27 protein-coding genes and 1 pseudogene are annotated in these 21,318 nt (G+C 65.3%); 10 read left to right on the top strand and 18 right to left on the bottom strand.

All coding sequences use genetic code 11. The features are described from left to right. Positions 1–141: 141 nt before the first annotated feature. The 3 genes from GPT34_RS12790 (at position 142) to GPT34_RS12800 (ending at position 1,140) form a co-directional block, all read left to right on the top strand. Positions 142–411, top strand: a complete 270-nt coding sequence (locus GPT34_RS12790) for a hypothetical protein (RefSeq protein ID WP_291013021.1) — start codon at positions 142–144, stop codon at positions 409–411. 31 nt (positions 412–442) lie between these two features. Further along, the gene (locus tag GPT34_RS12795; RefSeq protein WP_291013023.1) at positions 443–601 is read left to right on the top strand and encodes a DUF3309 family protein; all 159 of its coding nucleotides are present in this window, start codon (positions 443–445) and stop codon (positions 599–601) included. An 83-nt stretch (positions 602–684) separates the two neighbouring features. Then, positions 685–1,140: a glycine zipper 2TM domain-containing protein gene (locus GPT34_RS12800; protein WP_291013025.1), complete on the top strand. Its 456-nt coding sequence runs from the start codon at positions 685–687 to the stop codon at positions 1,138–1,140. A gap of 212 nt (positions 1,141–1,352) precedes the next feature. Here GPT34_RS12800 and GPT34_RS12805 read toward each other — a convergent pair whose 3' ends face one another. The 4 genes from GPT34_RS12805 to GPT34_RS12820 form a co-directional block, all read right to left on the bottom strand. After that, positions 1,353–1,760: a hypothetical protein gene (locus tag GPT34_RS12805; protein WP_291013026.1), complete on the bottom strand. Its 408-nt coding sequence runs from the start codon at positions 1,758–1,760 to the stop codon at positions 1,353–1,355. A gap of 116 nt (positions 1,761–1,876) precedes the next feature. After that, complete coding sequence (locus GPT34_RS12810; RefSeq protein ID WP_291013028.1) at positions 1,877–2,254, bottom strand: hypothetical protein; 378 nt, start codon at positions 2,252–2,254, stop codon at positions 1,877–1,879. 247 nt (positions 2,255–2,501) lie between these two features. Continuing rightward, positions 2,502–2,708, bottom strand: a complete 207-nt coding sequence (locus GPT34_RS12815) for a glycine zipper 2TM domain-containing protein (RefSeq protein ID WP_291013032.1) — start codon at positions 2,706–2,708, stop codon at positions 2,502–2,504. Between the two features lie 64 nt (positions 2,709–2,772). After that, positions 2,773–3,174 carry a hypothetical protein gene (locus GPT34_RS12820; protein WP_291013035.1) on the bottom strand — a complete coding sequence of 134 codons (402 nt, stop codon included), beginning with the start codon at positions 3,172–3,174 and terminating at the stop codon, positions 2,773–2,775. A 235-nt stretch (positions 3,175–3,409) separates the two neighbouring features. On the opposite strand from GPT34_RS12820, the gene GPT34_RS12825 reads away from it, so the two are divergent. After that, positions 3,410–4,603 (top strand): AI-2E family transporter, encoded by a 1,194-nt coding sequence (locus GPT34_RS12825; RefSeq protein ID WP_291013037.1) that lies wholly within the window; start codon positions 3,410–3,412, stop codon positions 4,601–4,603. A gap of 70 nt (positions 4,604–4,673) precedes the next feature. Here the strand turns inward: GPT34_RS12825 and cls are convergent, their stop codons facing one another. The 4 genes and pseudogenes from cls to GPT34_RS12845 all read right to left on the bottom strand — a co-directional run bounded on the left by cls (position 4,674) and on the right by GPT34_RS12845 (position 7,152). Next, positions 4,674–6,074, bottom strand: coding sequence for a cardiolipin synthase (cls, locus tag GPT34_RS12830; protein WP_291013039.1), 1,401 nt, complete (start codon positions 6,072–6,074; stop codon positions 4,674–4,676). Positions 6,075–6,146: 72 nt separating this feature from the next. After that, positions 6,147–6,341: a DUF3309 family protein gene (locus tag GPT34_RS17750; protein ID WP_363356873.1), complete on the bottom strand. Its 195-nt coding sequence runs from the start codon at positions 6,339–6,341 to the stop codon at positions 6,147–6,149. 375 nt (positions 6,342–6,716) lie between these two features. After that, positions 6,717–6,950: pseudogene (locus GPT34_RS12840) on the bottom strand (hypothetical protein); the annotation flags it as partial. A 55-nt stretch (positions 6,951–7,005) separates the two neighbouring features. Beyond that, positions 7,006–7,152, bottom strand: a complete 147-nt coding sequence (locus GPT34_RS12845) for a lmo0937 family membrane protein (RefSeq protein ID WP_291013043.1) — start codon at positions 7,150–7,152, stop codon at positions 7,006–7,008. 368 nt (positions 7,153–7,520) lie between these two features. Between GPT34_RS12845 and GPT34_RS12850 the strand changes: the two genes are divergently transcribed. The 4 genes from GPT34_RS12850 to GPT34_RS12865 all read left to right on the top strand — a co-directional run bounded on the left by GPT34_RS12850 (position 7,521) and on the right by GPT34_RS12865 (position 10,338). Then, positions 7,521–7,976: a response regulator gene (locus GPT34_RS12850; protein WP_291013046.1), complete on the top strand. Its 456-nt coding sequence runs from the start codon at positions 7,521–7,523 to the stop codon at positions 7,974–7,976. A gap of 166 nt (positions 7,977–8,142) precedes the next feature. Continuing rightward, on the top strand, positions 8,143–9,501 hold the full coding sequence (locus GPT34_RS12855) for a CHASE3 domain-containing protein (RefSeq protein ID WP_291013048.1): 1,359 nt from the start codon (positions 8,143–8,145) through the stop codon (positions 9,499–9,501). A 245-nt stretch (positions 9,502–9,746) separates the two neighbouring features. Then, the gene (locus GPT34_RS12860; RefSeq protein ID WP_291013050.1) at positions 9,747–10,061 is read left to right on the top strand and encodes a BON domain-containing protein; all 315 of its coding nucleotides are present in this window, start codon (positions 9,747–9,749) and stop codon (positions 10,059–10,061) included. Between the two features lie 55 nt (positions 10,062–10,116). Beyond that, positions 10,117–10,338: a CsbD family protein gene (locus GPT34_RS12865; protein ID WP_291013053.1), complete on the top strand. Its 222-nt coding sequence runs from the start codon at positions 10,117–10,119 to the stop codon at positions 10,336–10,338. A gap of 39 nt (positions 10,339–10,377) precedes the next feature. Here GPT34_RS12865 and GPT34_RS12870 read toward each other — a convergent pair whose 3' ends face one another. From GPT34_RS12870 to GPT34_RS12880, 3 genes are read right to left on the bottom strand one after another with little or no spacing between them, the layout of a single operon-like run. Then, complete coding sequence (locus tag GPT34_RS12870; RefSeq protein WP_291013055.1) at positions 10,378–10,851, bottom strand: EVE domain-containing protein; 474 nt, start codon at positions 10,849–10,851, stop codon at positions 10,378–10,380. A 58-nt stretch (positions 10,852–10,909) separates the two neighbouring features. After that, positions 10,910–11,716, bottom strand: coding sequence for an OmpA family protein (locus tag GPT34_RS12875; protein WP_291013057.1), 807 nt, complete (start codon positions 11,714–11,716; stop codon positions 10,910–10,912). 1 nt (position 11,717) lies between these two features. Beyond that, the gene (locus GPT34_RS12880) at positions 11,718–12,524 is read right to left on the bottom strand and encodes a MotA/TolQ/ExbB proton channel family protein (RefSeq protein ID WP_291013060.1); all 807 of its coding nucleotides are present in this window, start codon (positions 12,522–12,524) and stop codon (positions 11,718–11,720) included. 264 nt (positions 12,525–12,788) lie between these two features. Here GPT34_RS12880 and GPT34_RS12885 point away from each other — a divergent pair, with 264 nt between their 5' ends. Further along, the gene (locus GPT34_RS12885; RefSeq protein WP_291013063.1) at positions 12,789–13,994 is read left to right on the top strand and encodes a multidrug effflux MFS transporter; all 1,206 of its coding nucleotides are present in this window, start codon (positions 12,789–12,791) and stop codon (positions 13,992–13,994) included. A gap of 6 nt (positions 13,995–14,000) precedes the next feature. Here GPT34_RS12885 and GPT34_RS12890 read toward each other — a convergent pair whose 3' ends face one another. The 7 genes from GPT34_RS12890 to GPT34_RS12920 form a co-directional block, all read right to left on the bottom strand. Beyond that, complete coding sequence (locus GPT34_RS12890) at positions 14,001–15,161, bottom strand: cytochrome c peroxidase (RefSeq protein ID WP_291013065.1); 1,161 nt, start codon at positions 15,159–15,161, stop codon at positions 14,001–14,003. A gap of 17 nt (positions 15,162–15,178) precedes the next feature. Then, complete coding sequence (locus GPT34_RS12895) at positions 15,179–15,580, bottom strand: hypothetical protein (protein WP_291013068.1); 402 nt, start codon at positions 15,578–15,580, stop codon at positions 15,179–15,181. Between the two features lie 8 nt (positions 15,581–15,588). Continuing rightward, positions 15,589–16,455, bottom strand: a complete 867-nt coding sequence (locus GPT34_RS12900) for an amidohydrolase family protein (protein ID WP_291013069.1) — start codon at positions 16,453–16,455, stop codon at positions 15,589–15,591. Positions 16,456–16,531: 76 nt separating this feature from the next. Next, positions 16,532–17,602 (bottom strand): 3-deoxy-7-phosphoheptulonate synthase, encoded by a 1,071-nt coding sequence (locus GPT34_RS12905; protein ID WP_291013071.1) that lies wholly within the window; start codon positions 17,600–17,602, stop codon positions 16,532–16,534. Between the two features lie 95 nt (positions 17,603–17,697). After that, positions 17,698–18,189, bottom strand: a complete 492-nt coding sequence (locus GPT34_RS12910) for a cupin domain-containing protein (protein WP_291013074.1) — start codon at positions 18,187–18,189, stop codon at positions 17,698–17,700. An 11-nt stretch (positions 18,190–18,200) separates the two neighbouring features. Beyond that, positions 18,201–19,391, bottom strand: a complete 1,191-nt coding sequence (locus tag GPT34_RS12915; protein ID WP_291013076.1) for a serine hydrolase domain-containing protein — start codon at positions 19,389–19,391, stop codon at positions 18,201–18,203. Positions 19,392–19,407: 16 nt separating this feature from the next. Beyond that, entirely contained in the window at positions 19,408–20,430 is a 1,023-nt protein-coding gene (locus GPT34_RS12920) for a methionine synthase (RefSeq protein ID WP_291013077.1), read from the bottom strand. Positions 20,431–20,552: 122 nt separating this feature from the next. Between GPT34_RS12920 and GPT34_RS12925 the strand changes: the two genes are divergently transcribed. Continuing rightward, on the top strand, positions 20,553–20,996 hold the full coding sequence (locus GPT34_RS12925) for a PACE efflux transporter (protein ID WP_291013080.1): 444 nt from the start codon (positions 20,553–20,555) through the stop codon (positions 20,994–20,996). Positions 20,997–21,318 lie beyond the last annotated feature (322 nt).

The raw sequence follows: 21,318 nt of genomic DNA on the forward strand, positions 1-21,318 counted from the left end.
CTGTTCCAAACTGAGACTGTCCACCGCACAACGCTAAGTCGATCACCGCGGACCTGGGCACCAGGCAGTTTCCATCCCTGGTCACGAGCGCTTCACGGCCTGCGCGGTCGGTGGTTCATCACTTTTCAAGGAGCCCTTTTCATGAAACATTCCATCGCGCTCACAGCCCTGCTGGCCACCCTTTTCCTTGTAGCCTGCGATCGACCTGCGGTGGTCGCTGTGCCTGTGCCTGTCCCCGGACCAGCTGGTCCGCAAGGCGCCACGGGCGAGACGGGCAGCACCGGAAACACGGGCTACACCGGCAGTCAGGGCAACACAGGCGAAACCGGCGGCACCGGCGCCACAGGAAAAACCGGTGGCGACATGACCGTGATCGTTGTCGAGCCCGCAACCTCGACACCGACGAACTGATCTTTACAACCACAACTCCAAGGAGAACGCCATGGGCCTGGGTACGATTCTGTTGATAGTCCTGATCTTGATGCTGGTGGGTGCCATTCCGACCTGGGGCCACAGCAAAAGCTGGGGCTACTGGCCCAGTGGGGGCCTAGGCCTGTTGGTCATCATCGTCCTGATCTTGTTGCTCACAGGGCGGTTGTGAAGCGCGCACCCCGCGCCGATGGGGCGCGCCCTGCCCGCCACCGATACCCGAAATCCCTCCCTTCAACCCATTGAGGTCACAGCATGATGTCACGCACACTTTCCCTTGTCGGTTCGCTATCTGCGCTGGCGCTGATCGCGGCCTGCTCGGCCAACCCGCCGCGCAACGAGGCAGTGGTCAACCCCCCGGCCGTCACAAGCCAAGGCATCACCTTCGGCAACGTCAGCAACATCGAGATCGTCCAGGTGGCCAATCGCACCTCGGGTGGAGGCGCCATCTTGGGTGCCGTGATCGGTGGCGTGCTTGGCAACCAGGTCGGCGGGGGCAGTGGACGTACGGCGGCCACCGCCGTGGGGGTGGTCGGCGGGGCGGTGATCGGCAACCAGGTCGAGCAGCGCAAGAAGCGCGACGGAGAGATTTACCGCGTCAGCGTGCGCCTGGACACCGGCAGCATTGCTCAGTTTGACTTCCAGCAGATCAACGACCTGCGTGTCGGTGACCGCATCAAGGTGCAGGATGGCCAGCTGTACCGCATCTGAACGCTGCTCCGAGCGAAAAGCCTTTGCAACGCCGTCAACGGCGCCCGGTTTCAGGGAGCCGTTTCGGTGTTCGGCAGCGCGTTTGGGCTTTGCGACTGCGCCGGCGATGGGTGACCTTGCCGACCAGCCCTCAGGGGAATGCTGAGCCGATGTCCACGATTGAAAATGATGGGTAGCGAACCACGCACTTGGCCACTGACCGACCACATGGACTACTTTGCGGTGGGCGGTGCTGTGCTGGCTGCCGACGACGCGATTGGCGCAGCTGGTTTGGGCGTGACCAGCTCGCGCAAGACGCCACCGCCGGCGACGCTGCCGCTCGTGCTGCCATTGCCGTGGATATGTGCCACGCATTCGCTGCGCTCGGGCTCGGGCAGGGGTTCGCAACGCTTCAGTGCGTTGCGCACCAAGCGCTCGGGGTCGGGGTCGACACGGCTGACGCCCTTGCTGTCTCGTACCGCACCCGCTTCGCGAAGGCAAGCGGCTGGGTCGGCTCCCTGGGCAACTGTCCTGCAGGCTGCGACATCGCGCTGGTAGCGTGCCTCCGAGCCACTTGACGCCTCCTTGTCCGCGCCCAGCACAGGCACGGCACCCAGTGCGGCACACGCCGCAAGGAGCATCCAGCGCAAACGTTTTGGTGATGATGGGCAGCTGGTCATTCGGACTTTCTTGGGGTTCGTGTGGCGGTTGGTCAAAAGCTGATGGAGCGAGCCCGAAGGCCGGGCCAGTACCGGAATCAACGCTGAAACAGGAGCCCGACGCCCGGTTCGACGCCACCCGTCGTGCTCAGCGCAGCGACATACCGGCGAGAGGGGTTGAGCTGTTCGAGGCAATGCGCCCGCTGCACCGCTCCGAGAGTGGGGTGACATCTCAGGGCCGCGTGGGCATGATCGGCGGCGGCCTGGGTCCTGACCTCGGCCTGTTGAACGCTCGCTTGCACCACCTGGTGAAATGACCACAGCAGCGCGCCGGCGCAGATCGTGGCCACCACCGCAGGCCAGACCGACGCGCGCGGCGACACGGCGTACGGGTAACGGGACGGCCGATGCAGGCGGTTTTCCAGCATCGCTTGTGCTGTTGCGATTGCCGTTCCTTGGGTGGTTGAGCTGTGCATGACGGGCTTTCAAGTCGGCCGGCGGATTGCGGGCGCTGAGTCAAGCCATGGTGGTCCCGCAAGGCGGATCGCACCATCGGACCAGCAGCGAGATGGCTGTAGGACGCGCCCTACAGTCTGCACCGCATCGGCAAACGCGCATGCGCGGTCCAGGCGCTTTCAGCGCTTCGTCACATGAAGAAGTTCGATAACCAAGAAGACGAAAAAAAGCGCGCCCCTAGCGCGCCTGGCTTCAAGTGCCTGGCGATTACTTCTTGCCGACCTCGTTGCCGACCACGCCACCGACGACTGCGCCGCCCACGGTGGCAATGGGACCCCCCACCGCTGCGCCGGCGACGGCGCCGACGGCCGCCCCGGTCACGGTGCTGACCTCCTGGCGTGACATGCCTGCACACCCACCGAGCATGAAGGCGGCGGTGATGACGAGGAGAGAGAGTGCGCGTTGGATTTTCATGGTGATTCCATCGGTGGTTGAGGTGACTGTCGCTGGCGGGTTGCCAAGATCGATCGGAGCGTTGTCAATGGCCGCGTCCCTTTTTGTGATCGTCCCGTTCTTTGTTCTTGAACTTCTTGCGGCCATTGCGGTTGTCGTGTTCACGGCGGTACTCGTCCTGCACCCAGGCTTCCTGCACGAAATACACCGGCTGCCCGCAGGCACGGTAGCTGCGGCAGTAGCGGCCCCAGTCGGCTTGGTGGCGTTGTGGCACATAGAGGTAGATCGGTCTCTGGTGCATGGAAACCGGTGAAGGTGCATGGACGATCGGTTGCGCGTACACGAGCCTTGGCTGCGGGTAGTTGTTGATGTCGATGCGGCCGTATTGGCCCGGCGCATGGATGCCGATGGAGATGCCGATGTTGGTCACGGCATGGGCCGGTGTGAGGACAGCGCCAGCAAGGACCAGGAGAGCCAGTGTTTTCATGAAGTTCATTCGTGGTTGTGTACCGCAGGACCTGCGCTGTTTGCATTGCGCAGGCCTGTCTTGAGCACGACTGTGACCGGTCGTGCCGGACCCGGCCATCAGCGGGAGCAGCAAGTCGAGGTAGGACAACAGGCCGTGACGGCAGAACCGAGCCGCTCGGACGCAGCCTGCGCGCCGCTCTTTTCATTCATGCAATCACTTCTCACAGCACGGGTCGCGTGCCTTACGCTTGCACATGACCGACACGCCGCCCACCACCCCTTTTGAAGCTATCACCCCAACCGGCGTTCAGCCGACAGGTGATCTCGCGCCGTCTGCACAAGTGCCACTTCTTTTGCACCGATCGGATGGCCATCGAGGTGTGTCGCTGGCGCTGCTCGCAACACTGGGCTCGATCTTCATGCTGCACTGGGCCAGCCCGGTATTCATCCCGTTGCTGCTGGGTGTGATGTTTAGCTACGCCCTGTCGCCGGCTGTGACCCGACTGCAGCGATGGCGCATCCCACGCGCTATTGGTGCTGCGCTGCTGATGATGATGGTGATCGGTGGCACCGGATGGGTCGTCTACACCTTGAGCGATGACGCGACCCAGTTCGTTGAATCCCTGCCCGACGCAGCCCTGAAGATTCGGCAGGCGGCGCGCGCCACTCGCCACCAACCCGCGACCACGATCGACAAGGTGCAGATCGCGGCCACGCAGCTCGAAGAGGCCGCCAAGGAGGGAGCGGCGCCCGCTACCGCGGCGAAGGGCGTGACGCGGGTGCAAATCGAACGGGCGCAGTTCAACCTGAAAGACTACCTCTGGACCAGCATGCCCACCATGGCGGCATCGATCGGACAAGCCACGGTGGTGATCTTTCTGACCTTTTTTCTGCTGGCTTCGGGCAACACCTTTCGCCGCAAGGTGGTCAAGCTCGCCGGTCCGACCTTGGCGCGCAGAAGGGTCACGGTGCAAGCCCTGGACGAAATCACGCATCAGATACAACGGTACCTAATCGTGCAGGTCCAGGTCAGCGCGATCACTGGCTTGGTGACCTGGCTCGTCTATTGGGCCATCGGTCTGGAACACCCGGCTGTGTGGGGACTGCTGGCTTTTGTGCTCAACTTCGTTCCCTATATGGGCCCATTGGTGTTGGTGGGCGGTTCGGCGCTGGTCGGTTTCGTCCAGTTCGGCAGTGTCGAGATGGCGCTGCTGGTGGCCGGCGTTTCCACGCTGGTCCAGATCATCCTGGGCAACTTGCTCATGCCCTGGATGACAGGCCGCGCCAGCCGCCTGAGCGCGGTGGCCGTGTTCATCGCTGTGCTCGCCTTTGGCTGGCTGTGGGGGGTGTGGGGCCTGGTGCTCGGCGTTCCGATCCTGCTGATGATCAAGGCCGTGTGCGACCGGGTCGATGACCTCAAGCCGGTTGGCGAGATGCTCGAGGCCTGACCAGCCCCCTGCGGGTTGTGGCGCGCTGTTCGTGGACCGCGTAGCCCCCTTCAGACCAACGCGTTGGCGATCAAAGCCAGTATTCCCAGGCCCCGGCGAACAGCTCCTTGACCCGCAAGTCCAGGCCACGGCGCTGCCAGGCTTCGAGCGTGATGGCATCCGACGCAGCAAGGTCGCGGTCGAACATGGCCTGCAGCTGTTGGCCGAACTCCGCGCCAAGCACCACGGCGTTGAGCTCGTGGTTGTGCAGGAAGCTGCGCCAGTCGAGATTCGTCGAACCGACCGTGGCCCATACGCCGTCGATCAAGGCGGTCTTCGAATGCAGGATCACGCCCTGGCGCTCGAAAATTTTCACGCCGGCGCGCAGCAGTCGCGCGTAGGAGCGGCGCCCGGCATGAAAGACCAGCCATGAATCGGTCTGGCTGGGCAGGATCAGACTGACATCGACACCGCGCCGCGCCGCATCCTCAAGCGCGGCCAGCAACTGCAGGTCGGGCACGAAATAGGCATTGGTGATGCACACACTGTTCTCGGCGCTGCCAATCGCCGACAGCAGCGTGGCGTAGATTTGGCTGTAAGGTTCCTCGGGCGAGCTTCCGATGGCGCGCACCACATGCGGGCCCACGCTTTGCAGTGGCGGGAAGTAGTTCTTCTCGTCCAGCGCGGCGCCCTTTTGCTGGGCCCAGGTGTTGATGAATAGTTCTTGCAAATCGGCCACCACGGGGCCGCGCAACCGCAGGTCGGTGTCGCGCCAGGCCGGGCCCAGTTCCTGGGCCCCTGGCGCGTCAACTTTGGGCTGAGCGCGCGACCCGCGCTTGAACGAGCCACCCGAATAGACGCTGCTGATGTTGATACCGCCAAGAAAGGCGGTGTGGCCATCGACGATCAGCAGCTTGCGATGGTCGCGCTGGTTTAACGACCAGGCCTTGCGCGCGGCCAGGGGATTGATCGGGTTGAACTCGAGCACGCGGATGCCGCTTGCCGTCAAACGCTCCCAGAACGCCGCCGGCGTGCCGACGGTGCCCACGCTGTCGCGGATGAGGTTGACCTGCACGCCCTGCGCCTGCTTGGCAATCAGGGCCTCAGCGAATCGCTGGCCGACCTCGTCGTCGTCGAGGATGTAGGTCTCCATGTTGATATGGTCCTTGGCCGCTTCGATTGCGGCGACCATTGCCCGGTAGGTGGCCGGACCGTCCTGCAGCAGGCGCACTTCGTTGCCGGTGGTCAGCGGGCTGCCGGCAATGGTTTCCGCCACTGCCAGGTGGCGGTCGAAGAGGCCGGTCACGTTGCCGCTCTTCTTCAGACGGTCGATCACGGCCTTGCTTTGTGCGGCCGACAGGGGGCCTCGTGCACCCTCGAGCTGTACGGGCGGGCGGGTCCGACCCTCCAGATCCGGATTGATTCTCGGCAGGCTGCTGCACGCACCCAGGGCCAGTGCCAGACTGGCCCACCAGAGCGTGTGCAGTTTCATCACCGTGTGCTCAGGCTTCAGACTGCGTGCCCCACACCGGCGACCATCTGGTCGCCGGTGTGGGACGCGTGATCACAAGTGCCCCGTGAGCAGCAAAGCGACCTGGATGTCGGCCACTAGGCCGCGCCCACTGATCGTCCCGTGGCTCCAGCTCTTGCCGTGGCCCCAGGTCGGGACGGCACCGACAATCAACAGCAGCGTACCGAGGCTCGTGGCGTTTTCTTCCAATATGCAGTTGTGGGCAGCTGTTTGCCGGCGCCAGTGCAAATGCCTCCGAACGGCACCAGGCGTCGAACTGCGTGCTTTCGCTGGCAGCAGCAGGCAGACTCAGCTGCCGGGCTCCGCTGTGCGCCATCGGTGCACTGTAGGAGCCCTGAATGCGATGGAGGCGACGGTCGACACCGGGCTTGGCATTTATCGTGGCCTGGACATCGATTGCTGCGAAGACGCCAAGCCCCTCCACCTTGGGGACCTGGGTCACCGTGGTGACGGCCTGAGTAAAGTCCAGCTTCGGCGGTGCAACGTGTAAGCCGTGGCTCGCTATCGTGACAACAAAAAAGTTCGTCATAGCATCTCCGGTTGAATGCGGTGACCTGAGCGTGTCTTATCGCTGTGCTCGCCATTGACTGGCTGTGGCCGCAGCTAGCTTCGCTTGCCGCCGAAAATCAGCAGCGCTCCGCCGACCAGCATCGCGCCGACGCCTGCCCAGACCGGTACGTTGACGGTCTGCTTTTCCTCGACCGATAGTGTGAGTGGACCCACCTGGGCTTCGTGGGTTTGTTTCGTAAAGCTGAAACTGCCGTAGGCCAGGCCGATGGCGCCGGCCACGAGCAGCGCAATGCCTACCATCTTGAGGGAATTCATGGTTGAGTCTCCTGTTGTCGGGTCTCGGTCGCGGTGCGATCGTGCCCCGGGGTGGTGAAAGTGGTCGTCACAGGCGCCGGCCTTGGATCACGCGAAGCAGGATCAGGACTACCGCGATGATCAGCAGAATGTGGATGAAGCCACCCATGGTGTAGGCGCTGACCACCCCGGCCAGCCAGAGCACGATGAGGACGACCGCGATGGTTTCCAGCATGAGATATCTCCTGAGGCAACAGTATGACCAAAATTGCGCCCGGTGGCGGGGCGGCCTCCGGAAAGATGCCCGAGCGGGCAATGCGAGGGGGAGGCCGTGCTCATGGGCTGAACAGAGACTACGACCGACGCAACGGCACGACCAGCAGACGTTGCCGCCTCACGGAGTAATCGAAGTCCTACAGGTGCGCTTTGCGGTGTGCGGTGAACACGGACTGCAGCGGGTGGCGAGTAGGTGAGGTCCTACAAAAGGTCGTGGAGTCGAGAGACAGCTTGACCGACTTGGCGAGGGTATCCTCCCCTCACGTGTCCGTGGACGTGCGTTGGCACGGCCCGACATCGCCTTGTCAATGAATCCCATCGTTTCACATGGGCCATGGTTTGGGTTGCAGGCTGCAACCAGGCCACGCGCTTTTCCACTTGCTCAATATTTACCTCGTCGAAGATAGCCCGGTGATCCGCGAGAACCTGATCGCCACGCTGGAAGAACTGGTGCCGGCCGAGGTCGTGGGCACCGCTGTGGACGAAGCGACCGCCGTGCGCTGGCTCGGAGACCCACTTCATCCGGTGGACCTGGTGATCGTCGACATCTTTCTTCAGGGGGGCTCCGGCCTGGGGGTGCTCAGGGCGGCGCAAGCGCTGCCGCAGCGCTACAGACTGGTGGTCCTGAGCAACTACGCCACACCCGTCATGCGCCAGAAGTGTCTCGCGCTGGGCGCAGACAGGGTGTTCGACAAGTCCAACGAGATCGAGGGACTGATGGCCTATTGCGCCACACTCGCTGCCGGCGATGGCCAAGGCAGCAGCGCTGTCGCCTCACCCTGATGGTCCCGTTTGGCGCCGCTTGTCGCGTCACACCCCTGCTGCGCTGGCGAAGGTCCGCCTCCAGCCGGCATTCGCCTGAGCTCTGTGGTCCACTGGGTCCTTCCGGCCCGGGCTTCGGCGCTTGGCATTGCGCACCCGGTTCGCCGGTGTCTCAGGGGAACTGAGCATGAACGTGATCAAGGGTCTCAGACACAGTCGCATTGTGCTGACGCTGGCTGTGGCTGCGGCGGTGGGGATGGTGGTCCTCAGCGAAGGGGCGTACTGGCAGTCGGCACGGGCGCTGAACGACCTTGCTGCGATCGGGGACGCCCGCAGCGACATCCTGCGTCTTCAGCAAAGCGTGCTGGCTGCCGAGGCGGGGCAACGAGGCTACCTGCTGACCGCCCGCAGGGAATACCTGGCGCCCTATGACCAGGCGCTCAGAGACATCGATGAATCGTTCAGTCGCCTTGATCGGTACTACGCATCCAGCGCGACCAGCGTCGAGAGACTCGACAACTTGCGTGCCCTGACCGATACCAAGCTGACGGAGCTGGCGGTGGCCATCCGCCTGTACGACGAGGGCAAGAGCGCTGCCAGCACCGACATCGTGCTCAGCGCACTCAACAAGCAGCAGATGGAGGCCATCCGCGCGCTCGGAACCGAGCTGCTGGATTCGCAGGCACTGCAAGCCGACGCCGGCCGTGAAACGCTTGATAGGACGCTGAAAGGCCGGCGCATCGGCATGGCGCTTCTGACCGCCATCAGTCTGTTGGCGCTGTACCTGTTTCTGCGCAGAACCGACGAGCTCAAGCAGCAGCAGAAGCGACTCAAAGATCTGGTGCAGGCTGAGCGAGACCGGCTGGAAATCGAGGTTGCCCAGCGAACGGAGCAGCTCACCAAACTGGCACGCCACCTTCAGACGGCACGCGAAGACGAGCGCAACCGCCTGGCGCGCAACCTGCACGATGAACTCGGCTCGTTACTGACGTCGGCCAAGCTGGATGCGGCACGCATCAAGTCGCGGCTGGCTGGCACCTCTCCCGAGGCGCTCGAACGGCTGGCCCATCTGGTGCAGACGCTGAACCAGAGCATTGCGCTGGGCCGCAGCATCATCGAAGACCTGCGGCCCTCGACGCTGGGCAACCTGGGTCTGGTGCCGACCTTGGAGATTCTGACGCGTGAATTCGCTGATCAGACCGGGATCGCTGTCGACTGCGCGCTGTCGCCGGTCAAGCTCAGCGCCAACGCCGAGCTGATGGTCTACCGACTGGTGCAGGAAGCCATCACCAACATCAGCAAGTACGCGCGCGCGCGTCGCGTCTGGGTGAACATGCTCGCGCGCAACGGCCAGGTCGAGGTGTCGGTTTGCGACGACGGAGTTGGTTTTGACACGTCAGCGCCAGCGAAGTCCACCTTCGGCTTGCTGGGCATGCGCTTTCGCGTCGAGGCCGAGGGCGGCAAGCTGACCCTGGTGTCCAGCCCCGGACGAGGCACCCAGATTGTGGTGACGCTGCCGGAATCCCGCACAACGTCGCCAGCCTGACCGCTCGGTCGGTCGACCCGAGCCGTTGACGACAAGGTGCCGTCCTACACGCAGGAGGGGCCGGGGCCGATGGCCCTCACCGGTTGGTGTTCCTACAGTCTGTTCATCGGCATGAGGGCTCCGCACAACGGAGCTTCTGCCGAGTTGAGATCTTCCGCAGGGAAGCCCCCGACCGGATGTCGAGGACGGACCACCCGCCCCGCTGGCATTCACAAACCCACCCTCAACCTGACTGGACCCACACCATGATCACTCGCAACCTACTCGCCGCCATCGTCACCGCGGTTGCCCTGCTTTCCGCCACCGGCTGCGCCGTCACGCGTGGACAGGAAACCGTCGGATCCTATGTAGACGATACAGCGATCACCACCGCGGTGAAGGCACGCTTCATCGAAAGCAAGGAAGTCGACGCTGCGTCGATCAGTGTCGAAACCCTGAACGGCACGGTGATGCTCACGGGCTTTGCCAAGAACGTCGCAGAGCAGTTGGTCGCCACCAACCTGACCTGGAAGGTCAAGGGTGTGCGGGCGGTCAAGAATGAGATCGTTGTCCGCCCTTGATCCCGTGCGGCGGGTCAATCCGCCGAGCTCAAATATCAGCTCTTAGGAGAAACGCATGAATTGGGAACGCATTCAAGGCAGCTGGAAACAGGTGACTGGCCGGGCCAAAGAACAATGGGGCAAGCTGACCGATGACGACCTGGATGTCGTTGCTGGTCGCCGTGACCAGTTGGCTGGCAAGATCCAGGAGCGCTACGGCGTAGCCAAGGACGACGCTGAAAAGCAGATCGGTGAGTGGGAGCGCAAGGCCACCGATTCGTGGTTCGACAAGAAATAGTCAAGCATCGGACGCGCGTCCAACGCGCGTCTGGTGATGTCAGTCGCCCAGCAGCCGCTGCGTGATGAGACCCCAGTGCACCTCGCTCACCGGCGTGATCGAAAGCCGGTTGCCGCGCTTGAGCAGCAGCATGTCGGCCAGCTCAGGTGAGGCGCGCAGCTCGGGCAGGCCGATCAGCCGCGTCTTGCGCAAGGCCTTCACATCGAGCAGCAGCCAGCGCGGCTGATCGGATTGGGACTTGGGGTCAAAGTAGGGCGAGGCTGGGTCGAACTGGGTGGGGTCGGGGCGCGTGCCCGAGGCTACTTCGGCGATGCCGGCGATGCCCGGCTCTGGGCAACTCGAGTGGTAGAACAGCACGCCATCGCCCGCTTGCATCGCATCGCGCATGAAGTTGCGCGCCTGGTAGTTGCGCACACCGGTCCAGGGCACGGTGGCGTGGGGCGCCTGGAGCGCGTCATCGATCGAACACTCGTTGGGCTCGGATTTCATCAGCCAGTACTGCGCGCTGCTCATGGCGGCAGTGTATCGGGCCAGCGGTGGCGCGCGGCTGCGTGTTGCGGGCTTGTGAGCCTCAGCGCCGCGCCGGTGCCGCTTGCGCTTTTTCCATCACCAGGTCAACCCGGCGATTGGCTTTTCGGTCCACCGGGTTGTCTTTGCCGCCGATGGGCCGGGTGTCTGCGAAGCCAGAGGCCTGGAGGCGCTGGGGTGCCACGCCGTGCTCGGCCAGGTAGCGGGCCACGGCGGCGGCGCGGCTGGTGGATAGCTCCCAGTTGGACGGGAAGCGCGCGCTTTGGATCGGCGTGTTGTCGGTGTGGCCTTCGATCACCAGGCGCAGCGTGGGGTCGGCGTTGAGCACCGGAATCAGCTCGTCGAGCACCGGGTAGCCTGCCTGCGTGAGTTCGGCGCCGCCCGGGCCAAACAGAAACTCGCTGCTGAGCCGAAAGCGCACGGCGTTCGCGTCTTCGGTCACGTCCACTTCCTGGCTCAGGCCCTGCTGCGGCAGGCCTTGCGCCGGGCTTTCCTGGCGCGATGACGTCTCGGGCGTGAGCACGGGCAGGGGAATCACGGCGGGCTCATCGGAGGCGGCGCTGGGCGCGGCTGTTGCCGCTGCTGTAGAAGCGGCCTGTGCCGTCGGCGCCGGTGTCGGCGCGTTGTCGGGCGGACCGGCGAGCGACAGCATCACCACCATCATCACCAACATCAGCGTGATCACGTCCAGGTAGGTCAGCAGCCAGCCCTCTTCTTCGGTGGGGGCCGGGGTGTCCAGGTGCCAGCGGCGAAAGCGCCGGCCTGCGGCCTTGGCGCGGGGCTGCGCGACCGCGGGGGCCACGGGTGTGGCGGGCGGCGGGGTGCCGGCGGCACTCAGCGTGGCCGACATGTCAGGCTGCCTTGCGGCTCTTGGCGCCGGGGTGGCCGCCGTCGAACATCTCATCGTCGAACTGAGCGACAAAGGCTTTCAGGGTCTCGCGCATCATGGACGGACTGCGCCCAGCGCACATCATGGAAATGCCTTCGAGCACCATGTTCATGATGACCAGCCGCTCTTCGGTGCGCCGCTCCAGCTTGACCGCGATCGGCTTGAACACCAGATTGGCCAGCAGCACGCCGTAGAAGGTGGTCATCAGCGCCACCGCCAGCTGGCGGCCGATGGCGCCGAGATCGCCAGCGCCCACCAGGTCCATCAGGTTGATCAGGCCAAGCAGCGTGCCCACCATGCCAAAGGCTGGCGCATAGCTGGCCATAGTGCGGAAGATCGCCGCTTCGGCCATTTCGCGCGAGCGCAGATGGGCGACGCGCCACTGCAGCAGGTCCACGATCTCATCTTCGGGCGTGCGGTCGATGATGAGCTGCACGCCGGTGCGCAGAAACGGGTTGCTCACCGACGGCAGGGCTCTCTCCACGGCCTTGAGGTCGCCCGCAATCCACAAGCGCGACATGCGCACCAGCTCTTCGATCTCGCGCACGCTGTCCAGCCGCTCCTGGCGCATGACCTGGACTACCAGGGGCAACACCCGCTTGATTTCGCGCAGCGGGTAGCTGAGGAAGGTGGCCGCCAGGGTGCCGCCGAACACGATGGCCAGGCTCGGCAGATCGACGAACTTGCCTGGGTCGTCGGCAGCAAACAGCAGGATCACGGCCATGAACAGCGCGCTGGCGATCATGCCGATGAGGGTGGACGGATTCAATCGAGAGCCTTGGGGGGAGAAATAGGTCTGACGGCTTCTCATTGTTGGGTGCCCGGCGCGCCACCAAAGACCATAAAAGCGGGCCGCTTGCCCGCCATTTCTGGTCTGACCCTGCTCGCGGGCAGATTTGGGGCTGGATGGCGTTCCATCGAGCGGCGGCCAGGCGTTGTCCCGCCGACGGGCCAGGCACCGGCGCGCGATTGCGGTTAGCCTCAAGCGCCATGCCGACCGGGCGCATCCGCCCGGTACGATCAACGCCTCCTCATGTCACCTCCCCAGTCCCCACCCGCCGCCGATGGTCGGCTGATCGCCAACCTGCTCGCGCAGCTGGCCTTCGGCCTGCTGACCATGACCATCTGCCTGCCGTCCATGCAGGAGTGGGGTCGTATCTTCGACAGCAGCCAGGCGGCGGTGCAGCTGACCTTCAGCAGCTACGTGGTGGCGCTGGGCTTGCTGCAACTGGTGTACGGCCCGGTGTCAGACCGCCGGGGCCGCAAACGGGTGCTGCTGTTCGGCCTGGGGCTCACGTTTCTCGCTTCGGTGATGGCGGCCCTGGCGACCGATCTCGGCACGCTGATCCTGGCGCGGGTGCTGCAAGGCGCGGGTGCCGCCGCGGGCATGGTGGTGGGCCGGGCGCTGGTGCAGGACCTGTTTGAAGGGCCGCAGCGCACCCGGGTGATGGCCTACGTGGGCATGGCCATGGGCTTGTGCCCGCCGCTGGCCACGGTGGTCGGCGGTCAGCTGCATGTGCAGCTGGGATGGCAGGCCAACTTCGTGTTGATCGCCATCCTGGCGGTGGCGTTATTCGTGGCCGCCTGGCGTGGCCTGCCCGATCATCAGAAGTCCACCACGGTGCAGCCGCACTGGCTGCGAGCCATGCTGTCGGCCTATGCGCGGCTGGCGCGCGAGCCGGTCTTCATTTGCTACGTGGTCATCCTGTCGGCGACCACCGCCACGTTCTACGCCTTCCTGGCGGGGGCGCCCGTGGTGCTGGGCAGCTATGGCGTGGGGCCGGGCGGCGTGGGCTTCTACATCATGGTCGGTCCGCTGTCCTACATCGTCGGCAATTTCGTCACCACCCACCTGGTGCACCGGCTGCATGAGCGCACCATCATGCGGCTGGGCCAGTCGCTTACCGTGGGCGGTATCGTTCTCATGGTGGTGCTGGCGTTGGCTGGCCTGAACAACCCGCTGGCGTTTGCCCTGCCCATGATTTTCCTGGGACTGGGAAATGGCCTGCTGGTGCCGCCGGCGCTGGCCGGTACCGTAGGCCTGCTGCCAGCCCTGGCCGGGGCAGCCGCCGCAGTGGCCGGGCTGATGCAGCAGCTCACCGGTGCGGTGGGCGGTTTTGCGGTTGGCCTGTTCAGCCACGAAAACGCGGTCAATCTCGGGCTGTTGATGTTGATGCTGGCGCTCTGTGGCGTGGCGGGGCAGGTGCTCCTGCACCGCTTGCAGGCCCGCCGGCGCTGAGCGTGTTCAGTCGCTCAGGCTGCGCAAAAAGGCGGCGAGGTCGGCAGACTGCTCGTCGCTGAGGTTCAACCGGCGCAAGATGCGCTCGCCATCGGCGTGCAGTCGGTCTTCGTTGAGCTGCGAATAGTGCTGTACCACGGTCTCGATGCTGGGCAGGCTGCCGTTGTGCATGTAAGGCGCGGTGTGCACGAGCTGGCGCAGGCTGGGCACGCGGAATTCGCCGAAGTGGCGCGGCTCCAGGATGACATGGCGCGTGCCCACCGCGCCCGGGTCGGTGGCGCCGGCATCGTTGAACGCGCCCAGGCGGTTGTAGGGGCTGGCCAGCAGCTGCTGCAGCCCCCGATAGCGGCCGGGGTCAACACCGTCCGGCACAAAAAACGGCACGCCGATGTCGCCAAACTCGCCATTGCTGAAGTTGGGTCCGGCGTGGCAGACGGTGCACCGGCCTTCGCCAAGGAAGAGGCGCAGGCCGCGCTGGGCTGCCGGCGAGTAGTGCGCGGCGCTTGCGGAATCACCGCGCGCCAGTGCGTCGCGAAAGGCGTCGAAAGAGGTGCGCGGCGAGATCAGCGTGGCCTGGTAGGCTGCGAGCGCCTTGGCCAGGTCGACCACCAGCGCGGTGTCCTCGGTGGGCGGTGCCTGACCAAACGCTTCGCGGTAGCCGGCTGCGAGCTCCGGCGTGTTGCGCACCCGCTCGGCCAGGCCGGGCACGGTCTGCTGCATTTCGCCATCGGACAGCAGCGGCGTGAGGCTGGCCGACCACAGCGAGTCGTGTGTGCCTCCCCAGCCCAGCCAGCGCCACTGCGCCACATCGAGCAGGCCGGGTGTGTTGCGCTGGCCCGCGGTGCGGCCGATGGCGGTGGTCAGGCCGTCCTGAAACGCGCGGTTGGGCTGGTGGCAGCTGGCGCATGAGAGCCGCTGGTTGGCCGAGAGCCGGGTGTCGAAGAACAGTGAAGCGCCCCAGGCCTGCGCAGCGGTTTGGCCCAGCACGCGGTTGGACCCATCGGCCCGAGGCTTGGGTGGCCAGGGGCCATGAGCCACGATTTGCGCGCGCTCGGCCGCGCTGAAATCCAGCAGCGATGGGGGTTCTGCGGTTGTACCCGCGGCCAGGGCCGCCCAGCTCAGAGCCGCCGCGCCTGCCGCTGCCCATGCGCGCCAGCGTGGGGGCATCCAGCTCGGGTGCGGATTCATTGCAAGGTCAGAGACTGCGTGAGGGTGTGCGGCTGGCCGGCCAGCGCCGTGTCGAGCTGGAGTTTCCAGCGCCCGGCCATGTGCCACACCAGACCTTCCACCCGCCATTGGCCCGGGCCGATAGCCTGGATGCTGGGTCGGTAGTTCATGCCGTGGCGGTGCTCCGGCATGGAGGCATCCACCCGAAGCAGTTGCGCATTCGCCGGGCACAGCGACACGAGCAAGGCAAACGGCTCACCGACCTGCACCGGCTGGGGCTCGGTGGTCCAGCGCGCCTGCACCGCGTCGGTGGTCATCTGGGCCGGTATGTCCGCCGGGAAGGGGCAGGCCGCGTACACCGAAGCGCTGGCAATGCTGGTCACTAGGGCGATGGCGGTGAGCGCAAAGAACCGTTGCATGGCGCGCCTCAGCGGGTCAGTGGCATTGAGGCAAACAGGGCTTCGCCGTTGCGGTAGCCGATGCGTTCGGCCACGTCGCGTGGCAGATCGGCGAGCCAGGCGCGCGTCCAGTTGGCGTGTTCGCCCACGTAGTACCAGCGCTCGGGGGTGAAGGTATCGGTGCCGACCACGAAGCGGTCGGGAAACGCCAGAAAGGTGTCGCGCCAGCCGCTGCTCACCTTGCCCATGGTGGCGTGGTCGCTACGGTAGGCGAGATCGCACCACAGGTTCTTGTGGCGGCCCAGCATGCCACCCACCTTGTCGGGCGCGTCAAAGCCCGAATGCGCCCAAAGGATTTTGGCGTCGGGGTCCTGGCTGAACTGACGCTCAATGGCTTCGGCATCGGAGTGCGAATGCAGGTAAATCCGATGTTGCTTGGCCAGTTGCACCACGCGCTGCATCACGGGCAATTCGGCGTCTTTGCCGAAGATGTGGTACTCCCCGATCGCGACATATTTGTACTTCGCAAGGCGCTCTTCCAGCATGCCGACAACACTGGCGTCACGCATCCAGGTGCCGAGCTCGCCGCGCACGCGGTAGGGCCGCAACGAAGGCAGGATCAGATCGGGCGCTTCGCGGTACAGCATCTGCGTGCCTTCGTCGCTGCTGCTGGAAACCATGGCGCGCTTTAGGCCAGCCTTGCGCAGCAGGGCGATCGCCTCTTTGGGCGGCAGGCGTTCCCAGGCGTCGTGGCTGTAGTGCAGGTGCGCATCGAAGATGGGCATAGGCGCGTCTGCGGCTTGCGCGGCGCCCGCGCCCAGCAGACCGGCTGCCGTGCCCAGCATCCATTGGCGGCGGTTCCATGACAGAGCAGCGGTGTGGGGCTGGGGGCGCATGAAGTCTCCTGGTGAGCAGATCGACGGGGTGAACAGAAGGCAGAAGGTTGATGCCAACACCGTGGCGATGGTTCATTCAATCCGGTTTGGTGTCGCGCCGCGTGCGCACGGCCTCTGCCAGCTCGCGCAGCACGCCGACGGTCGAGGTCCAGTCAATGCAGGCATCGGTCACGCTCTGGCCGTAGGTCAGGCCGGTGCGGCCTTGAACAATGTCTTGCCGGCCTGCGACCAGGTGGCTTTCCAGCATCACGCCGCAGATGTCGCGGTTGCCACCGGCCACTTGCCGGGCCACATCGGCGGCCACGATGGGCTGGCGCGCCGGGTCCTTACTGCTGTTGCCATGGCTGCAGTCGATCACCAGCCGGGTCGAGAGCTGGGCCGCAGCCAGCGCCTGACTGGCCTGGGCCACCTGGGCTGCGCCGTGGTTGGGGCCGTTGACATCGCCGCGCAAGACCAGGTGGCCGTCGGGGTTGCCGGTGGTGGTGATGACGGTGGCGCGGCCTTCGAGCGAGACGGTGGGAAAGCGGTGTGGCTGGGCGGCCACGTGAATGGCATCGATGGCGGTGGCCAGGCTGCCGTGGGTCGGGTTCTTGAAGCCCACGGGCGCGGACAGGGCCGAGGCCATCTGGCGGTGCAGCGGGCTCTCCACCGTGCGTGCGCCGATGGCGCCCCAGGTGAGCAGCTCGGCGTAGTACTGCGGCGTGACCAGATCCAGGATCTCGGAGGCGGCCGGTACCCCTCGGCGCGTGCACTCGATGAGCAGGCGCCGCGCCTGGCGCAGGCCTTCGCCAATGTCACCCTGGCCGTCGAGGCTGGGGTCGTAGATCAGGCCCTTCCAGCCCATGCGGGTGCGCGGCTTCTCGAAATACACGCGCATCACCAGCAGCAGGTCTTGCTCGAAGTCGGGCATGACTTGCCGAAGGCGATCGGCGTATTCGATGGCCGAGGCTGGTTCGTGCACCGAACAAGGCCCCACGATCACCAGCAGACGGTCGTCTTCGCCACGCAAAACGGCGCGGGTGGCCGCGCGCGAAGCCGCAATCAGCGCCGCATCCTGTTCGGTGGTGGGCAATTCGCTGAGCAGCTGCTGCGGCTCGGGCAGGGCGTCGGTCTGCGCGATGTGAAGATCGTGAATCTGGGGTGGCATGGGTGGGTGATGGGGGAGGCGTGAAATCGGGTCGAAGGACATCGGCCGCTGCATCAGGACGGCGTCACTGCGTGGGTGCAGCGGCGGGCGCGCCGCTAAATGCCGCCGGTGGGGTGGGTGGGATCGACCCAAAGCACCTGCTCGGGTTTTTCCACCGGCTCGATGTCCAGGTTCACCGCCACCGCCTGACCGTCGCTGCGGCACAACACACATTCCAGCACCTCGGTGGCGCTGGCATTGATTTCCTGGTGCGGCACAAAGGGCGGCACGTAGATGAAGTCGCCCGGGCCGGCCTCGGCGGTGAACTCCAGGTGTTCGCCCCAGCGCATACGGGCCCGCCCCTTCACCACGTAGATCACGCTTTCCAGCGGCCCATGGTGGTGGGCGCCGGTCTTGGCGTCAGGGTGGATGGTCACGGTCCCGGCCCAGAGTTTCTGGGCGCCGACACGGGCGAAGTTGATCGCGGCCTTTCGGTCCATGCCCGGTGTGCTGGGTACGTTGCCATCGAGCTGGTTGCCAGGGACGACGCGCACGCCGTCGTGTTTCCACGCGGGCTCGTTGGCCGGGTGGTCGTGGTCGTGGGACATGTTGGTCTCCATCAGTTGGCGAGCGTGGCGTAGGCGAGGTTTCGGAACAGGTTTCTCACCTGGTCGCGCTGGTTTGGCGCCTGGGTCATCAGGATGCCGAAGAAGTCTTCGGCCGGGTCGACGAAGAAGGTGGTGCCGGCGATGCCGCCCCAGTGGTAGGTGCCGACCGAACCGGGTACAGGCGACACCCCAGCCCGGGTGCGCACCGCAAAGCCCAGACCGAAGCCGTGGCCGGGCGGCAGCAGGCCGTCGTGGCTGGGGATGCTGCCCAGGTGGTCGGCAGTCATGAAGTCCACCGTGTGCGAACCGAGCAGGCGCACGCCATCGAGCAGGCCGCGGTTGAGCAGGCACTGCAGGAAGCGCGCGTAGTCGCGGGTGGTCGACATCAGCCCACCGCCGCCTGCTTCCAGTGCCGGTACCTCGCGGGGTTCGAGCACCCGCATCGGGATGCCGCCTTCGGGGTCGTGCGCAAACGGCTCGGCGATGCGGGCGTGATCGGCCTCGGGCACGCTGAACGCGGTGTCGCGCATGCCCAGCGGTGTGAAGATGGCCTGCTTCAGGTGTTCGCCCAGCGTCTGGCCGGTGACCACCTCCAGCAAGCGGCCAAGCACATCGGTGGCGCGGCTGTAGGCCCACTGGCTCCCCGGCTGGTGGAACAGCGGCAGGGTCGCCAGCGTTTCGCAGAACGCGGCGTTGCTGCGCTCGCGCGAGCCGATCTTCGCTTGTGCGTACAGGCGCTGCACATGCGCGTTGCCGAGGAACTCGTAGGTCAGGCCGGCGGTGTGGCGCAGCAGGTCTTGCACCGTAGCGGCTTGCGCCACGGGCTCCAGGCTCACTTGCCCATCGCGCTCCACGGCCACCTGTTGATTCGCGAACTCGGGCAGGAACTTGGCCACCGGGTCGGTGAGCAGCAACCGACCCTGTTCAACCAGCATCATGACCGCGACCGAGACCATGGGCTTGGTCATGGAGTAGATGCGGAAGATGGAGTCGGTGGTCATGGCGGTGCACGCGCCGAGATCGCGCTGGCCGATGGCCTGGTGCAGCGCGACCTGCCCGTGGCGAGCGAGCAGCACCACGGCGCCCGGAATGTATCCGCGGTCGACTTCGGCTTGCAGCACGTCGATCAGGCGCTGCGTGCGATCCGGGCAGAGGCCGAGATCGGCAGGCTCGGCGGGGGATAGATGCTGACGTGCGCTCATGCGGTCAACACCCGGCTCAGCCGCCGTAGCGCTGGCGCGCCAGTGCAGCGCCCTTGCCCAGCGCCTCCAGCTTGGCCATGGCCACCTCGCGGCTCATGGGCGCCAGACCGCAATTGGTGCAGGCGATCAGGTGTTGCCGGGGCACGTACTTCAAGGCCAGACCAATCGTGTCAGCCACCTGCTCGGGGGTTTCGATGACGGGGCTGGCGACGTCGATCACGCCCACCATCACGTCCTTGCCTTCGAGCAGCGCCATCAACTCTGGTGGCACATGCGAGTGGAAACACTCCAGACTCACCTGCTGGATGCTGCTCTTGGCTAGCGCCGGGAACACCTGCTCGTATTGCCGCCACTGGTCGCCCAGCGTTTCTTTCCAGGCCACATTGGCCTCGATGCCGTAGCCATAGCAGATGTGCACTGCGGTCGTGCAGGTGAGGCCCTGCGCCGCACGCTCCAGCGCCTTCACGCCCCATTCGGCGGCCTCAGCCATGTAGACGTTGAACGCCGGTTCGTCGAACTGCACGATGTCCACGCCATCGGCCTGCAGCGCCAGCGCTTCCTGGTTCAGCAGCTCGGCAAACGCCATCGCCATCTTGACTTTGTCGCCATAGAAGCGGTCGGCCACGGTGTCGACGATGGTCATGGGGCCGGGGAGGGTGAACTTGAGCTTACGCTTGGTGTGGGCGCGCGCCAGCTGGGCTTCGAAGGCGTGCACCCGGCCCTTGAGCCTCAGCGGCGCTACCACCTGCGGCACCATGGCGTCGTAGCGGTTGTTGCGGATGCCCATCTTCACCTTGTTCTCGAAGTCGATACCCTCGACCTGCTCCAGAAAGCCGTGAACAAAGTGCTGACGCGCCTGCTCGCCGTCGCCGATCACGTCCAGACCCGCGTCTTCCTGGGCCTTGATCCAGAGCAGCGTGGCGTCGGCCTTGGCCTGCTGGAGCTCGGGGCCCTGGGTCTTCCATTGCGGCCAGAGTTTTTCGGTCTCGGCCAACCACGATGGCTTGGGCAGGCTGCCTGCGATGGCGGTGCTGAACATGAGGTCTCCTTTTGAATGAGTAGCCGGGGATGTTACCCACCCCCGAGTCGCCTCGCATGACGCCAGGGTGTCCCCGCGAGGCGCAAAGGCTCCTCGGGGTGGCTACCATCGCTCACTTGCCCATGACGCTTTCCCTCAAACCCCAGCGCCGCCGAGTTGTTCAGGCCGTGCTCTACGAAGTCTTCGCCACGGCCCTGGTCGCACCCGTGTTGTGGTGGCTGTTCGACCGCTCGCCGCTGTCCACGCTGGCGCTCACCTTGTCGCTGTCGGCGATCGCGCTGACCTTCAACTTCGCCTTCAACGCCCTGTTCGAGGCCTGGGAGGCGCGCCAGCCCAGCGGCGACCGCACCTGGCGGCGCCGCGCGGCGCACGGCATCGGCTTCGAAATCGGGCTGGGGCTGATCGTGGTGCCGGTGATGGCCTGGTGGCTGGACATCGGCCTGTGGGAAGCCTTGCTCGCCGACATCGGCATCATGCTGTTCTTCCTGGGCTACACGGTGGTCTTTACCTGGTGCTTCGACCGCGTCTTCGGCCCGCCCCAGTCGACGCTTCGTCCAGCGGGCTGACAGTCTCAGTACGGCGCACTTTCTCTGGCTGGGCTGAGGTTGGTGCTGTGGGATTGCGGCGCAAGAGATTTGCCACCAGGTTCTGTGGCCCTGGAAGGGGCATGCGGACTGTTTGGCCGGACATGCGAGTCCGGGTTGACGCAGGTCAATGCAGTCCCAAGCCATCGGCCTATGTTCATCCTATGAAATCTCCCGCCGCTAAGCTTGCGCTGTAGCGGGGGTTTCTTGGGTCAACGACCAGAGCGCAGACGCATTGCTGCGCCCACGACTTACCTCAGTCTCACCAAGCGTAGGGTGCATTGCTGCACCCGGTTCGGAGCAT

The sequence above is a fragment of the Hydrogenophaga sp. genome (assembly GCF_011390835.1).
GTDB lineage: Bacteria > Pseudomonadota > Gammaproteobacteria > Burkholderiales > Burkholderiaceae_C > Hydrogenophaga.